General features: G+C 44.3%; 13 protein-coding genes. 6 read left to right on the top strand and 7 right to left on the bottom strand.

Annotated features, from left to right (window positions below; all coding sequences use genetic code 11):
• Positions 1–47: 47 nt before the first annotated feature.
• The 3 genes from ADM98_RS02165 to ADM98_RS02155 all read right to left on the bottom strand — a co-directional run bounded on the left by ADM98_RS02165 (position 48) and on the right by ADM98_RS02155 (position 2,610).
• Positions 48–1,031, bottom strand: coding sequence for a YhdH/YhfP family quinone oxidoreductase (locus ADM98_RS02165; protein WP_053452057.1), 984 nt, complete (start codon positions 1,029–1,031; stop codon positions 48–50).
• Between the two features lie 255 nt (positions 1,032–1,286).
• A complete protein-coding gene (locus ADM98_RS02160; RefSeq protein WP_053452056.1) occupies positions 1,287–1,793 on the bottom strand; it encodes a hypothetical protein in 507 nt (168 codons plus the stop codon).
• A gap of 49 nt (positions 1,794–1,842) precedes the next feature.
• Positions 1,843–2,610, bottom strand: a complete 768-nt coding sequence (locus ADM98_RS02155) for a hypothetical protein (protein ID WP_053452055.1) — start codon at positions 2,608–2,610, stop codon at positions 1,843–1,845.
• Between the two features lie 142 nt (positions 2,611–2,752).
• Between ADM98_RS02155 and ADM98_RS02150 the strand changes: the two genes are divergently transcribed.
• Positions 2,753–4,390, top strand: a complete 1,638-nt coding sequence (locus tag ADM98_RS02150) for a glycosyl hydrolase family 28-related protein (RefSeq protein WP_053452054.1) — start codon at positions 2,753–2,755, stop codon at positions 4,388–4,390.
• Between the two features lie 44 nt (positions 4,391–4,434).
• On the opposite strand, the gene ADM98_RS02145 is transcribed toward ADM98_RS02150, so the two are convergent.
• From ADM98_RS02145 to ADM98_RS02135, 3 genes are all read right to left on the bottom strand, one after another.
• Positions 4,435–5,256, bottom strand: a complete 822-nt coding sequence (locus tag ADM98_RS02145; protein WP_053452053.1) for a DUF1028 domain-containing protein — start codon at positions 5,254–5,256, stop codon at positions 4,435–4,437.
• Positions 5,257–5,354: 98 nt separating this feature from the next.
• Positions 5,355–6,758, bottom strand: coding sequence for a YfcC family protein (locus tag ADM98_RS02140; protein WP_053452052.1), 1,404 nt, complete (start codon positions 6,756–6,758; stop codon positions 5,355–5,357).
• Positions 6,759–6,992: 234 nt separating this feature from the next.
• Positions 6,993–7,274, bottom strand: a complete 282-nt coding sequence (locus ADM98_RS02135; RefSeq protein ID WP_053452051.1) for a putative quinol monooxygenase — start codon at positions 7,272–7,274, stop codon at positions 6,993–6,995.
• Positions 7,275–7,430: 156 nt separating this feature from the next.
• On the opposite strand from ADM98_RS02135, the gene ADM98_RS02130 reads away from it, so the two are divergent.
• The 5 genes from ADM98_RS02130 to ADM98_RS02110 all read left to right on the top strand — a co-directional run bounded on the left by ADM98_RS02130 (position 7,431) and on the right by ADM98_RS02110 (position 13,665).
• On the top strand, positions 7,431–7,916 hold the full coding sequence (locus ADM98_RS02130) for a cupin domain-containing protein (RefSeq protein WP_053452050.1): 486 nt from the start codon (positions 7,431–7,433) through the stop codon (positions 7,914–7,916).
• An 87-nt stretch (positions 7,917–8,003) separates the two neighbouring features.
• Positions 8,004–8,894 carry an aldo/keto reductase gene (locus ADM98_RS02125; RefSeq protein WP_053452049.1) on the top strand — a complete coding sequence of 297 codons (891 nt, stop codon included), beginning with the start codon at positions 8,004–8,006 and terminating at the stop codon, positions 8,892–8,894.
• Positions 8,895–8,907: 13 nt separating this feature from the next.
• Entirely contained in the window at positions 8,908–9,840 is a 933-nt protein-coding gene (locus tag ADM98_RS02120; protein WP_053452048.1) for an aldo/keto reductase, read from the top strand.
• A gap of 81 nt (positions 9,841–9,921) precedes the next feature.
• A complete protein-coding gene (locus tag ADM98_RS02115) occupies positions 9,922–10,374 on the top strand; it encodes an OsmC family protein (RefSeq protein ID WP_152910946.1) in 453 nt (150 codons plus the stop codon).
• A gap of 126 nt (positions 10,375–10,500) precedes the next feature.
• Positions 10,501–13,665, top strand: coding sequence for a DUF3427 domain-containing protein (locus ADM98_RS02110; RefSeq protein WP_053452046.1), 3,165 nt, complete (start codon positions 10,501–10,503; stop codon positions 13,663–13,665).
• Here the strand turns inward: ADM98_RS02110 and ADM98_RS02105 are convergent.
• Positions 13,640–14,044: a (deoxy)nucleoside triphosphate pyrophosphohydrolase gene (locus ADM98_RS02105; protein ID WP_053452045.1), complete on the bottom strand. Its 405-nt coding sequence runs from the start codon at positions 14,042–14,044 to the stop codon at positions 13,640–13,642. The two genes, ADM98_RS02110 and ADM98_RS02105, sit on opposite strands and share 26 nt — an antisense overlap.
• Positions 14,045–14,065: the final 21 nt, after the last annotated feature.

Genomic DNA, 14,065 nt, shown 5'->3' with positions numbered 1-14,065 from the left:
TCGACACAGTTTTTTCCCACTATACCACCAATGTTTACTCGAAATATTTAAATTTCGATGACAGTTCGACCACGATGACGAGAAGTCAGCAAGGCTTCTGCGATTTCTGGTAAGTCTTTTAGTGCTTTGACGTCGACTTCTGACGCAAGACTGACTTGCCACTCATTTGCTAAACGTTGCCATAACTTTTCTCGGTATGCAATCGGAGTTTGGACCGCATCGATTCCGATCAAACGAACGCCACGTAGAATGAAGGGATAGACTGTCAACGTCATCTCTGCTCCACCGACGTTCCCACATGTCGTCACGACACCACCATACTGTACGAAGCGAATGACGGATGCGAGTAATGGTCCACCCACCGTATCAATGACGCCGGCATATGTTCCTTTTTTTAATGGACGTTCCGTTTCTTCTAGGAACATAGCGCGGTCTAATACCTCAGCAACACCTTTTTCAAGCAACCGTTCTTGTTCTGTTCGTTTACCAGTTACGGCATGTACTGTGTATCCTAGGCGGATGAGTAAAGCAATCGCAATCGTACCGACGCCACCCGTTGCGCCTGTCACAAGGATCGGTCCTGCCTCTTTCGAGACAATTCGTGACAGTTCATCGATCGATTGTGCTGCCGTCAACCCTGCCGTTCCATGTCGCATCGCTTCTAACGGAGTGATTGCTTCCGGGAGTGGCGTCACCCACTCGGCTGGCACACGTATGTATTCTTGAAACCCTCCAGAAGTGTTCATTCCAAAATCAAAGCCATTGACGACGACGGCTTGCCCCGTTTGAAACCGTGCATCTGTCGTCTGTTCGATGTATCCTGCTGCATCAACGCCTGGTGTATGTGGATAAGATTTCGTCACCCCTCGATTACCAGACATCGATAAAGCATCTTTATAGTTGACGCATGAGTATGTGACACGAATCAGGACGTCTCCCTCTGGTAAATCATCGACATGTTTCGTCTCGATTATTCCCTCATATGATCCGTCTACTTCTCGTACGACGAATGCTGAAAAAGTGTGTTCCATGATTTCTCTCCTTTCTCTTGTGCTTCTCTATACCCTGTTGTTTCCATCGACACACTAAAAATCCCTGCCGTTTCTCAAAGAAACGACAGGGACCGGGGACGGAAAAAAGCATCAGGGTTCCATAGGTGGTCAAAGGTAACAGGTCATTCTGTCAATGGTTCGTGGTCATCGGTTTGCCGTCGCCATCTCTTCTCCACAGAGGAAAATTGAGGTCCGTCCCTTACCCTTGACGAGGAGTCTCACCGCGTCAAGGAGTTACATATAACGTCCACCGTCAAAATCAATCGTCGTCTGGTAGTTCGCAGCATTAATCGCATTGGATACTTTATGCGCTTGGCGTTCCACTTCTTCCGCTTTTAGGCGATAGGCATCGGGATCAAATAAGGCATGACGAATGATTGTCGTCCCTTCAAATCCATATTGGAACTCGCGTTTCGGTCGACTTGCAAGCATCTGATAGTTTTGTGATTTGGCCCGCAATTGGGTAGCCCACTCGATTGCTTCGACGAGCGGCATTTCTCCTTCATCTGTCACGATCACGGTGTTTAGATTCGCCGTATAGACGAGTCGATCCAAGACTCGCATATCATGACGTACGATATCCATTGCGGCTTCGACGTCGATTAAGGTCCGTCCTTGTTGCGCGGGGAGTGCTTCTCCCTTCTCTAAATCAATGAACGCTACGCGCTCCATTTCTTCGATTAGTTGATCGAGTTGCTTCCTCAAAATACTCTTTAGTTTCACGGCATCTGCTAGGTACATCATCATCTCCCCTTTCCTGTTCCATTTACGTCATTCGTTTCAAAAAGTTTCAATCAAACTGATGGAAGAAGGCTCCGAATTCTCTCTGAATCGTTTGCTTGTCCATCTCCGATATCGTAGTAGCTCGTTCTGTGTAGCGTTCTAAGAGATAGGTTTTTGTTAGGATAGGTGAAGGTTGGAATCCGATACGCAGGCACCATTCCTGAAGTGTTTCTGTATCATGTCGCTGTAAGCGGACCGGGAGTATGTGATTGAACTGGATGAGTTGTTTGCGAATCCAGGCATCTGGTAGCTCGATCGGGTTCTCAGTTGAAACAAAGTCGTTAGCTAGGGACTGTGACGGGATGTCAGCTTTTATCGATTCCTCGTCTTGTTTCTTGGTCTTTCGACGTTTCCGCCAAACGATATAGCTTATTATGACTAGAGGAAGAACAAGCAGGCTCATAAGTAGCATCGATAAGGACGATCGTCCCTTTCCATTCAAGATCTGCTCGACATTTTTGAATCCTACAATGATCACATTATTTGGTTTTCGTTTGATTTTTTTTATTGGCTCAGTCTTTTGATTCGTTTTCCAAGCACGCCCATCTTCGTCATCCTGAACAGGTTTTTTAGAAAACCATGAACGAAATGGAATATTCAGCGGTTTGCCGTTTTCTGGACAGTCTTGTTTACATAGTCTAGGTGTATCGGTCCCGGACGTTTGAACCGCTTTTGGCTTTAATGCTTGAACAACCGCTTCCGTCAGCGGCTTACCGATTCCTAATATCAGCAAAATCAGTCCGATACCCATTACGAGTCGTTTGCGAAGTGACATCAGAAGCCCACCCTTTTTAAAATCCATTATAATCCATTTTAAAATTTTATGTGTATTTTAATGGATGTTATAAAACGAGGAATGATTGTTCAAAGAGAGGGGAAAAGGGTAGACAGACCTATTTAGAGAGGGGAACCATTTCATGTTAAAACTCGATCACACGCATGATCCGTATCAAAATGCGGCGTTGATTCAGGAATACGTTGAAACGTCAACCAATGAACAAGCTGTTCGGCAAGCGGAACAACTGCTACACGATAGTGCATTCGTCGCACCACGACGTGATCCCAATCTCAGTCGGACGCTCCGTTCAATGATCTCACCATTATTTTTAACGAATCGTAATAAATATATTCTACCGTTGACACCGGCTTTCGTAACGCCACGCGATGAGATTCGTCCAAGTTGGTTCGGTCGACTCAATCATGAGTTCGAACGTTTGATTAGCGAAGTCGAACTCGTTGATGTCACCACCTACGGTGCGGTTGGTGATGGACAAACAGATGATACTCAAGCGTTCATCGACGCACTCGGTGATGGACATCGACAAGTCCATGTCCCAGCCGGTACGTACATCGTTCGAGGGATTCGCTTACCTAGTTACACGATCTTAACGGGGGCAGGAAAAGGAAAGACGATCTTAAAGATGCACGATGATTCGCCAAAAGGTCGTCGTCTCGTGACGAACCAAAATTACCTCCTCGGCAATCATCATCTGCTCGTTGAGAAAATGACGCTCGATTGGAACATTAAACGCATCGGTGACGCGAAGAAAAGCAGTACATGGGGGAATCACTCCAGCTGCCTCACCTACGCGCATGTCACCTATGGCTGGGTCTTTGATGTCGAAGCCGCCAACCCAGGACTCCACTGTTTTGATATCTCGACACCGTATTACAATTACAACGGGGACGGGGCTCGAGCGAACTTAAGTAGTTCATTCATCTGGTTCGATGGATTAACCGGTTACGGGTTCGGAGACGACGGAATCACGACGCATCATAGTGACCACCTCTTCATTTCAAACTGTTTCATGCATGACCCGAGTGGACGCGCCCATGCAGAAGGCTTTTCCAATTCAAACGGGATTGAAATCGATGATGGATCACGCGACGTCTGGTTATTCAATAACGCAACAAGCCGTTGCTTCGGTGGGCTCGAAATCAAGGCACATGCGACCTCTTCTGCCGCCTCCACCGTCAAAATCGTCGGTCATCTATCGATTGATGATCATCGTGCTTTTAACTTCCGTCACATCGGGCACCATCAAGCAAGTGATCCAACGTCTCAGACGGCTTACAATATCGTCGCAACGCGCTTGATTGCGCAGACTCCTCAGTATACGGAGTTATATGCGAATTCAAAGCCGCGTGCACTCGTCGTTTCGGCGTACCGTAATGTCGTCATTCACGATTTTACGGTACTCGGTGATCCGTATTATGACTACCAAGAACAACCAATGATCGGGATTCAATATAAGGCACGGAACGTCACGATCAGCCAGTTGAAAATGAGCGGATTCCGACAAGCTAAAACGGATATTCAAATCTTTGGTGGAGAAAACGGTGCTGAGGATGTACGCCTTCGTGATATTCGAATCGAGGATTCCGCCAAGCACGGGATTACGATTGGTCCTGACATCACTCGCGTTAAGTTAACGAATGTGGCACTCAAAGGAGACGGGACAGTTGGCTTGAATGCCAAATCGGAACCGGAGATGGAACGTTTCATTGCGACTGGATTTAAAGTACCGATTCGGGCCCAGTCGACGCAAGCATGAACAAAATGACAAGATGGACCGCACCGCAGTCCATCTTGTCATTTTCATTGTGATCGAATATAGGCGAGAACACGTGTATCAATCGCACGATCTTCTTGTTCGCGCATCTCAAAGTTTTCTGTATGCAGATATGTCCGGAACGCGTCTGCGAAATCACCTCGATAACCAAGAGCTAATAATTTATCCATCAACTCTGACTCAAGCGCATCATCAATCGGCTTGATTTCTTCTGGCTTACTCGGTTGTAGGTAGAGCGTATGCAGTTGATAGATGCGCTCGAGTTCTTCAATTGGACTCGGGTGATCGTCAACACGTAAGTCAATATAGCGGTCGTTAAATCCGCCGTATCCGCCACCTTCTTTGACGACGAGCAGTGCTGCTGATTGCATCCCGCGTGAATCACCACCTGCAGCTTGCCCAGCTGCTAACGCACGCAATAATCGTTCTGCAAGCGGACCTTGCGTCGATTCAAAGACGCGTGCCATCTCTTTGACCGTATTGCCGTCTACGAGGATATTACCTTGCGCCGCAAAATGTTTCCCGGCGATACCGCCTGCCCAGTCATTACATCCTTCTCCCGTGAATGTCGCACTCTTTCCTGTAGCATCGATGATCCCGACTTGACGATCGGCTCGCCCTTCGTCTGCTTCCGTCAATCGCCGTAACACTTCGTCAGCAGAAGCGCCTTGTTCGATCATCCGTAACCCTTCTGGACCATACGTCGTGTTCGCAAACGATTGTGTCGCGACAGCACCTACTCCCGCCTTCGCAAACGGTACAGCACTCCCGACCGCTAAAAATTTCGACTGAACGGCAACGCCCCACGCTTGTTCTTTTTCACAATAACCGACGATTGAATATGTCACTTCAGTTCCCCCTTTAGTCATTCTCTATCCGTTCGTGATAACGCTTCCCGATTCCTGCAACGAAAAAACCTTCCGGACGTCTGTCCGGAAGGTCAACATCATTGAATACCAAGTGTTACAGCAAGTAATAAGGCGGCACATGCTAAGGCAATCCAGATCGCGAAGAGCTTCCAGACGAAACGAAGCCATTTTTCATAAGGAATTCCTGCAATTGCGAGAAACGCCATCAAATGCGCACTCGTCGGGAAAATCATGTTCGTCAGTCCATCTCCATATTGAAATGCTAAGACAGCGACTTGACGCTCGATTCCGAGTAAATCAGACAATGGTGCCATGATTGGCATCGTCGTCGCCGCTTGTCCACTCCCCGATGGAATGAAGAAGTTCGTAATCAGCTGAACGACGTACATCCCGATGACGGCGAAGAACGTCGGTAAATGTCCTACAGCATTCGATAAGCCGTAAATGACCGTATCAATGACACGTCCTTCTTCGAGAATGACGACGATCGCACGGGCAAATCCAACGATCAATGCACCGAACGTTACCGCTTTCGCACCGTCAATCAAACTTTCAAACGTCCCATTCACACCAAGTGTGACGATTCCTGCCACCATCCCGATGATGAGAAAGGAAGCTGTCAATTCTGTCAAATACCAGCCCCACTCGAAGATTCCGATGACATTGAGTGTGATACCACCGATTAAAACGAGTAAGACGAAGGCATGACGTTTCGAAAAGCGTGAAATCGTCGTCGCTGCTTCTTCCGCACGACTTTGTTCAAGATCATGAACTAAACTACGCGTTGGGTCATGCTTGACCTTCCGAGCGTAGTTCATGACATAAAGAATCGTTACGATTAAAAAAACGACATAGACAGCGGTCCGATAACCGAGACCACTAAAGAGTGGAACTTCGGCAATCGATTGAGCAACACCTACCGTAAATGGATTCAACATCCCACCGGCAAAACCAACGGCCGCTCCTAAACTGACAATCGCGGCTCCTGTCATCGCGTCATAACCGAGCGCACGCGCGAGCATGATCCCAATCGGTACGAAGATGATCGTTTCTTCTGCCATACCAATCGTCGCCCCAGCAATCGAAAAGACGAACATCGTCATCGGAATCATGATGTGCCCCTGTTGACCAAACCTGCGAATCAATTGATTGATTCCTGCTTCAATGGCGCCTGTTTGACGAATGATTCCGAAGACACCACCGACTAAGAAAATATAAAAGATGATCGCGGCGCCTGCTTCCATTCCTTTAGGGATCGCTTTAAATAAACCAAAGAGATTGACCGGTGCAGATTCTACTGCGCGATACGTACCATCGATGACGACAGTCTGTCCGTCCTGCTTTTCACGATCGAATTGTCCTGCTGGGAGCGTATACGTCAAGATGACTGAGATGATGAGAATTGCCATAATGATGGCATATGTATGAGGCATCTTGAAGAATGATCGCTTCGACTCTGGTGCATCCGTTCGTTCATTCATGATAAAAGCCTCCTTTGTTGTGTCTTTATCAGAATAATGCCCTATTCAGGGAAAAACTAACAGTTTCAATGAAATGTCATAGGATTGTAAAAGAAAAGTGGAATACTTCTAACTAAAGTCTCGATAAAAATAGATGTTCTGAACAATCATATCGTATGAAACAAAAAAGGAAGATATTCTAGGTCATGAACCTAGAATATCTTCCTTTTGATGTGTTAGGTCAGTTGCTTACAATCATGCTTGGAACGATTGAACGTCTAACGGTTTAGCAAGAGCCGTTTGAGCAAATGCAACGAATTGTCCGAAATGAGCACTTGTGTTGTGTGCTTCGATTGCAGCTTGATCTTCCCATTTTTCAATCATCATGAAGACATTTTCGTCTTCTGTGCTTTGAAATAGATCATAGCCGATGTTTCCTGCTTCATTGCGTGATGCTTCCACTAATGCTTTTGTCGCTTCTAAAAATTCTTCTCGTTTTGCTGGTTGTACTTCTAATTTTGCTTCGATGGCAATCATCGTAAAGCCTCCTTTGAAATTTCGTTAACTTAAGCATCTTAGCACCTCCCAATTCGTTATGCCATAAAGATGCTCGGACGATTGATGATATTTAATTACGGGTAATTACAGAGGTAATTATTACTTTGTGCCACATCAAAGAAAGGAGCAACGAAGATGCGCTTGGAGGTATTTTATTTTGAGGATGACGGACACATTCCAAACAACCCTACTTTTCCAGTATTGATTTATCGGCATGTGTTTGACGAAACCTCACGGATTGAACAGACTTTCCATGCACACGACTGGCGTAACAGCTGGGTGGATGGCATTTTTGACTTTCATCACTATCATAGTATCGCGCACGAAGTAATCGGTATTCTTGAAGGACACGCGACCGTTCAACTCGGCGGTCCGCTCGGTAAGACGTTCACTTTAACGAGCGGAGATGTTCTTTTACTTCCTGCTGGCACCGGACACAAAGCACTCGATACGAGTCGACACTTTCGAGTGATCGGTGCCTATCCGAACGGTCAACACTACGATACGTTGACCGGCAACGCGAATGAACGCCCTGATAATTTAAAACGAATTGCTCAAGTCGTGCGCCCAAATCAAGATCCTGTATTCGGCGATCACGGTCCCTTGTTTGAGCATTGGTGACGTCTCATTCTCTTAAAGAAGACGTTTTTGTTCGCAGTTGGCGTGGTAAACCCTACTATTGTCTCTCTACTTAAAGGAGGAAAATCGATGAACGCAACAGAAAAGACGTTGATACTTGCTGCATTGAAGCAAAAAACGGTGACGTTTCCCGATCAGACACATGTACGCGCACTCGGACAAGGCACATGGCGGATGGGAGAAGAGTCGGAGAAATATGAGGCTGAAATCGAAGCGCTCCGTGTCGGACTCGACAGTGGGATGGAACTCATCGATACAGCAGAGATGTATGGAGAAGGTGCTTCTGAAGAATTGATTCGTGACGCGATCGCAGATCGACGCGAAGAAGTCTTTCTCGTCTCGAAAGTCTACCCACATCGCGCCGGTGGAGAAGCGTTAAAGAAAGCTTGTTCCGAAACGCTTAAACGCCTTGGTACGGATTATCTTGATCTCTATCTCCTGCACTGGCGTGGTGATATTCCCCTGAAAGAAACCGTCGAAGGACTGGAAGCCTTAAAACAAGAAGGCAAGATTCGCCGTTGGGGTGTATCAAACTTTGACGTATCAGACATGAAAGAACTGTTGGCGCTGCCAAACGGTGATCAGTGTGCTGTCAATCAGGTACTCTATCACCTCGGCTCACGCGGAATCGAGTACGAACTGCTCCCGTTACTACGCGAGCATGGTATTCCAGTGATGGCGTATTGCCCACTAGCTGAAGGTGGTTCATTACGCGATCAACTCTTAAATCATCCGACCGTCGAAGAACTCGCTGAAACACACGGTGTTGATCCAGCACAGATCCTACTCGCATGGGTCATTCGTGAAGGCGACGTTATCGCGATTCCAAAGGCAGGACAAGCCCATCACGTCGAAGCGAACGGTCGCGCCGCACTCCTGAATTTAACAGAGGAAGAACTCGCCGCACTCGATCAAGCGTTCCCAGCACCTACACAAAAAGAACCACTCGATATCGTTTAAGGAGGTCATTTTCATGACAAAACATGTTCAACTCGGTCAATCTAATCTATTCGTTCATCCAATCGGTCTCGGTACGAATGCCGTCGGTGGACATAACTTATATCCGAACCTTGACGAACAGGCTGGACGCGATCTCGTCCGCGTCGCCTTAAAACAAGGGATCAACTTCCTGGACACTGCATTCATCTACGGACCAGAACGTTCGGAGGAACTCGTCGGTGAGGTCTGGAATGACACGGTCGCTCGAGAAGATGTCGTCCTCGCAACGAAAGGTGCGCATCAGTTTGTTGACGGGAATGTCGTCATGAACAACTCACCAGACTTTCTCCGTCAATCGGTCGAAGAGAGTTTAAAACGTCTTAAGACAGACTATATCGATTTGTATTACATTCATTTTCCAGATGAATCAACACCGAAGGACGAAGCAGTTGCTGCACTCGCAGAACTGAAAAAAGAAGGGAAAATCCGCGCAATCGGTGTCTCGAATTTCTCACTCGAGCAATTGAAGGAAGCGAACAAAGACGGACATGTCGATGTCTATCAAGGGGAATATAATCTATTCAAACGGGACGCAGAAAAAGAACTTTTACCGTACATCGTTGAGAACGGTATGTCGTTCGTCCCTTACTTCCCACTCGCTGCTGGATTATTGGCAGGGAAATATACAAAAGAGACGACGTTTGATGATTTACGAAAAAACGATCCTTTGTTCCAAAAAGATGTTTTCGAACAAAATCTCGCAAAAGTCGATCAATTGCGTCCGATTGCAGAAGCGCAGGATGCGGAAGTCGCACACATCGTACTCGCATGGTATTTGGCACAGGACGGCATCGATGCCATCATTCCGGGTGCAAAACGACCGGATCAGGTGACGGATACGTTGCGTACGTTAGATGTTCAGTTGTCGCAAGACGATATCAAAAAAATCGATCAGATCTTTAGCTAACGTGCTGCTTCCTCATGCAGATGAGCAGAAAAGGCGAAAAATCTTGCTGAACTTCGTATGATGGAGGCATGGAGGCGATTGATCATGAAGCACCACTTTCATTTAACCGCAGACTGGCCGGGTAATCGTAATGACGTCGGTCAGATCGAGACGGGTGAGTTAAAAACAAAAATCTCAATTCCGGATGCCATGGATGGTCCGGGTGTTGGCACGAATCCAGACGAAATGTTACTTGGGGCTGCTGCTACGTGTTATATCATCACGCTTGCCGCGATGCTCGAGCGTAGTCACATTCCTAAAGTCTCGTTAACGATGGAATCTGAAGGTATCGTCGATGTCACGAACGGTGTCTTCACATATGATGCGATCATTCATCGTCCGAAACTTTTATTACCATCCGATCTGTCAGATCGTGATATGGAGAAGGCGCGACGCCTTGCTGAAAAAGCAGAAGGCTCATGTATGATTACGCGGGCACTAGCTGGTAATGTCAAAGTATCGCTTGAGGCTGTCGTGGAGAGAATCACAAATTAACAAACAAAAATCATCGTTTAACTTTTTAGTTAAACGATGATTTTTTACTTTATTTATCTATTTATTGGTATATTATTGATGAATTACTCATTATAAATACCATTTACTATCATTCGGAGGATAACTATGTCTTATTATGAAACACTACGTTCTTCAACTGAAACTAACTCACAATCCGATACCACAAGTGTCTCTGTACCAGCACATGACTATACAACAGAATTGCTTACGCATCTTAATCAAGTACTATATCAATCTTTAGACCATTTACAAAAACAAGATAAATCTGATCAAATGGTTGAAACGGTCAATGAATGGCTCCTGCATTTAAATCAACCTCCGATCGACTCGCCGCTTCATCGTGAACTCACTACTAGCACAACACATGCTTTACCTACACAATATAAAAATTCTTTGCGTGCTTGGGAACTCATTGCTCCTGGCCAACTTGAACAAGAACAGTTATTGCATCATATTAATCAAGAATTATGGACAGCATCTGCTGCTGATTGGATGGTGAGTTTTACACGACATTCTGGAATCCAGACGCTTATCCCAGCCTTAAAAGAAGCAGAAGCTCAAAATAAACCAATCCGCATTTTGACTTCATTTTATATGAATATTACAGAAGCGAAGGCTATCCGACAGTTGATGGAATTCAGTAATATCGAAGTAAAAATTTATGAACCGATTAAAAAAAATCATGCGTTCCATCCGAAAGCCTATTTATTTTCTCGTCCTGATCAGTTGGATAGTGCTATTGTTGGGTCCTCTAATTTATCAAAGTCGGCTTTAACACACGGTCTGGAATGGAATATTCGTATACCTTCTACACCCGTCACAACATTAGTCACTCAAGCGAAAAGCTTGTTTGAACAGCTTTGGAATAGCCACGAAGCTACTATATGTACAGAAGAATTATTACTTCAATACGAACGGTACCAACGAGAAACACCACCTATAAAATCATTTTCTATCCGCGATAAAATTGCCGAAACCGCTGTCGATTACACCGTTATTGAACCAAACCTCATGCAGATTCCGGCTTTAGAAGAACTGGATCGTTTGCGTGAGCGAAAAGAAACAAAAGCAATGGTCATTGCGGCAACAGGAACGGGGAAAACGTACTTAGCAGCATTTGATGTACGTCAAGCTCAGGCTAAAAAGGTATTATTTGTTGCACATCGTGGAAAGTTACTATCACAAGCTGAGCATACATTTAGGCAAGTTTTTTCAAATGAAAGTTATACATTTGGTAGATATTCAGGATCACAACAAATTCAAGATGCACAATTTACCTTCGCTACGGTTCAAACACTTTCAAAAGAGGTTCATCTTAATCAATTTTTACAGGATACGTTTGACTACATCATTATTGATGAATTCCATCACGCTTCATCTTCTTCTTACCAAAACATTCTTAACTATTTTACACCTCAATTTTTGCTTGGCGTAACGGCAACACCAGAACGAATGGATGGTCAAAATATCTTCCAGCTTGTTGACTATAATGTTGCTTACGAAGTACGTCTGTATGATGCTTTAGCACAAGATTTACTTTCACCATTCCATTATTTTGGGATTCAAGATGATGAATCGATTGATTATTCTCTTATTCCTCAACAAAACGGCTTTTATGTAGAACAAGATCTTGTTGTTGCACTCGAACGATCAACACGAACAGATTATATTATTGAAATGATTCGTAAATTTGGATTCAGTGGTAATCAAGCTGTTGGTTTAGGATTCTGCGTCAATATCAATCATGCAGAATTTATGGAGCAAGAATTTAAACGACATCAGATTGAAGCAATGGCTGTTACAAGTAAACAGTCCGAAGATGAACGCGAAGAGGCCATTCGCCGACTAGAGGACGATCAAGATCCACTGCAATATATTTTTACAGTTGACTTGTTTAACGAAGGAATTGATATTCCAAAAGTCAATCTAATGCTATTTTTACGTCCAACGGAGTCTCCTACTATTTTTATTCAACAATTGGGGAGAGGCTTACGTAAACATAGCTCAAAAGAATTTGTTACGATTTTAGATTTTATCGGAAATAGTCAAAAGGCTTTTGTTGCACCACTTGTGTTGTCTGGTCAACAATCGTTTCATTCTATTGATCGTTATAAAATTGCTACTGCTGTAAAACAGCATTTTCCGATTTTACCGGAAGGGTCTTTAGCCATTCTAGATTCAATTACAGAAAGATTTATTATTGAACAAATGAAAAAAATAGAGTTTTCAGCTAGCAAACAGCTCCGTGAAAGTTATCAAAGACTGACACGCATGATCGGAAATCCTCCAAGTTTAAATGATTTAGTTACGCATAAAGACGCACCAGCTATTGAAAGTATTGTTCAGCAATGGAGAAGTACATTACGTCTTAAACAACTTGAAAAACATGCTACCAAGGAAGAATTACGTTTATTACAAGATGATACTACACGCAAAATTGTTGAACAGCTCGAAGGACTATTCCCAATTCGTGAGCCCTTCAGTTTATTGATTTTAAAACATTTACTAAATCATCCTTCTGCTTCAGTACAAGATATTGAACAAGAAGTTTTCAAAGAATTCGCCTTATCGACGAATCGCTCTTTTTTAAAGCGACCTATTATTCATCATCTTTTTGAACGCTGGTCTACTGCGTTTAAAAATGATCGTATTCAATTGCTAGATGCTGTATCAGAAGAGCGCTATCGCTTTTCAAATACAGTCGTCCAAGCACTTCAACAATCAACTGAATTACGTTCATATATGATGCATTTAATCCAAGCAGGTCTACTTGCATTTCATCAACTACCAGATCGAATTAATTGGTTGATCGAAGACCAGGCGTTTCTATTACATCAAACATACAATCGTTCTATTATCCAACGCCTTCTCTGTTCACCAAGTCAGGAAGGTTCTTGGCGTGAAGGCGTAGCTCAAGCTGGTGACGACTACATTTTATTTGTGAATTTACACAAAGATGAAGCCATTAATGAGCAACTAAAATATAACGATTATTTCTTAGATCAATATCGTTTCCATTGGCAGTCTCAAAGTAATGCAACTGCTACAGGTAAAGCCGGTACTTTATATCAAAACCATGAGAGCGAAGGAATTCGTATTCATTTGTTTATGCGTAAAGCAGATAAAGAACAAGGAAAAACGCTACCGTTCACATACTTTGGCCAGTTAAAGCATCTTCAAAGTACAGGCTCTAAACCGATTAGTGTGACTTGGTCACTTCATTCTCCACTATCAATTGAACTGTTTAAGGAGTGGCAAACTCTTTCTTAATGTACTCAACTGCAGGAATATCGGCAGGAGCCCATTCAAGCTGATCAAGGTCTGAAACAGACACCCAGCGAAGCTCTGCATGTTCTACAGCAATCGGTTCTCCTGTTACGATTTCAGCTTCAAACGTATGAAGCGTAACAATAATAGCATCGTACTCATAAGTCGTTTTTTCTACGGGGTGTTTAACCTTAATATTACATTTTAACTCTTCATTGATCTCGCGAATTAAAGACTGTGATGGCGTTTCATGTAACTCAATTTTCCCACCAGGAAACTCCCATAAGTTTGGTAATGACATCTTGCTACTACGAAGTGCGCATAAAATTTCATTACGATGGTTGCGAATAACCGCTCCCACAACTTGAACATGTTTTTTCATTTTTTTCACTCCAAGTTATTA

It is taken from the genome of Exiguobacterium sp. BMC-KP, assembly GCF_001275385.1.
Lineage (GTDB): Bacteria > Bacillota > Bacilli > Exiguobacteriales > Exiguobacteriaceae > Exiguobacterium_A.
This window is presented reverse-complemented; position numbering and strand designations above follow the sequence as displayed.